At 69.5% G+C, this 1,778-nt stretch carries 1 protein-coding gene; it reads left to right on the plus strand.

Going from position 1 to position 1,778, the window contains the following annotated elements; translation table 11 throughout:
* Positions 1–1,778 (plus strand): M4 family metallopeptidase (locus tag ACFW1A_RS40335; RefSeq protein WP_380418687.1); only part of this gene is annotated, 1,778 nt, incomplete at both ends.

Raw genomic sequence — 1,778 nt, forward strand, 5'->3', positions numbered from 1 at the left:
ATGGGCACCGACACCCCGAAGCTGGCCTGGGAGACCGTCGTCACCGGCAAGCAGAAGGACGGCACCCCCAGCCGCCTGCACGTCGTCACCGACGCGCACACGGGTGCGGTGCTGAGCAAGGTCGAGGGCATCGAGACCGACACCGGCAAGGGCGTCTTCGTCGGTACCGTGCCGCTGACCACGACGGCCTCGGGCTCCACCTTCCAGCTGAAGGACGGCAGCCGCGGCGGTCAGTACACCACCGACATGAACAACGGCACCTCCGGCAACGGCACCCTGTTCACCAACTCCTCCACCACCTGGGGCGACGGCACGGTGAGCAACCGCCAGTCGGCCGCGGTGGACGCCCAGTACGGCACCGCCGCCACCTGGGACTTCTACAAGAACACCTTCGGCCGCAGCGGCATCCGCAACGACGGCGTCGGCGCCTACAACCGCGTGCACTACGACACGGGCTACACCAACGCCTTCTGGGACGACAGCTGCTTCTGCATGACCTACGGCGACGGCGCCAGCGACACCCACCCGCTGACCGAGATCGACGTGGCCGGCCACGAGATGACGCACGGCGTCACCGCCGCCACCGCCAACCTGACCTACTCGGGCGAGTCCGGCGGCCTCAACGAGGCCACCTCCGACATCCTCGGCACCATGGTCGAGTGGTACGCCAACCTGCCCTCCAACCCGCCGAACTACTGGATCGGCGAGGAGATCAACCTCAACGGCAACGGCACTCCGCTGCGCTACATGGACCAGCCCTCCAAGGACGGCTCCTCGGCCGACTCCTGGTCCTCCACCGTGGGCAACCTCGACGTGCACTACTCGTCCGGCGTGGCCAACCACTTCTTCTACCTCCTGTCGGAGGGCAGCGGCGCCAAGACCATCAACGGCTTCAACTACAACTCGCCGACGGTGAACAACATCGCCGTCACCGGCATCGGCCGGGACAAGGCCGCGGCCGTCTGGTACCGGGCCCTCACGACCTACTTCACGTCGAGCACGGACTACGCGGGTGCGCGGACCGCGACCCTCAGCGCGGCCACCGACCTGTACGGCGCCGGCTCCGCCGAGTACAACGCGGTCGCCACCGCCTGGGCCGCCGTCAACGTCGGCTCGCTGCCCACCGGCGGCGTCACCGTGACCAACCCCGGCAACCAGAGCACCGCCCTCAACGGCACCGCCAACCTGCAGCTCACCGCCACCGGCGGCACCGGCGCGCTGACCTGGACCGCCACCGGCCTGCCCACCGGCCTGTCGATCAGCTCCGGCGGCCTGATCACCGGCACCGCCACCACCGCCGGCACCTACAACGTGACCGCCACCGCCAAGGACACCGCCGGCAAGACCGGCACCACCAGCTTCACCTGGACCGTCTCGGGCGGCGGTGGCGGCTGCACCGGCGGCGGCCAGCTGCTCGGCAACGCCGGCTTCGAGACCGGCACCGCCGCCCCGTGGACCGCCTCCTCCGGCGTCGTCGACAACTCCAGCTCCGAGGCCGCCCACAGCGGCAGCTGGAAGGCCTGGCTCGACGGCTACGGCTCCAGCCACACCGACACCCTCTCGCAGACCGTCACCATCCCCGCCGGCTGCAAGGCGACGTTCAGCTTCTGGCTGCACATCGACACCGCCGAGACCGGCACCACCGCCTACGACAAGCTCACCGTCACCGCCAACGGCACCTCGCTGGCGACCTACTCCAACGTCAACGCCGCCACCGGCTACGTGCAGAAGAGCTTCGACCTCTCCTCCTACGCCGGCCAGAGCGTGACCCTGAAGTT

The organism is Kitasatospora sp. NPDC058965, from assembly GCF_042741245.1.
Lineage (GTDB): Bacteria > Actinomycetota > Actinomycetes > Streptomycetales > Streptomycetaceae > Kitasatospora.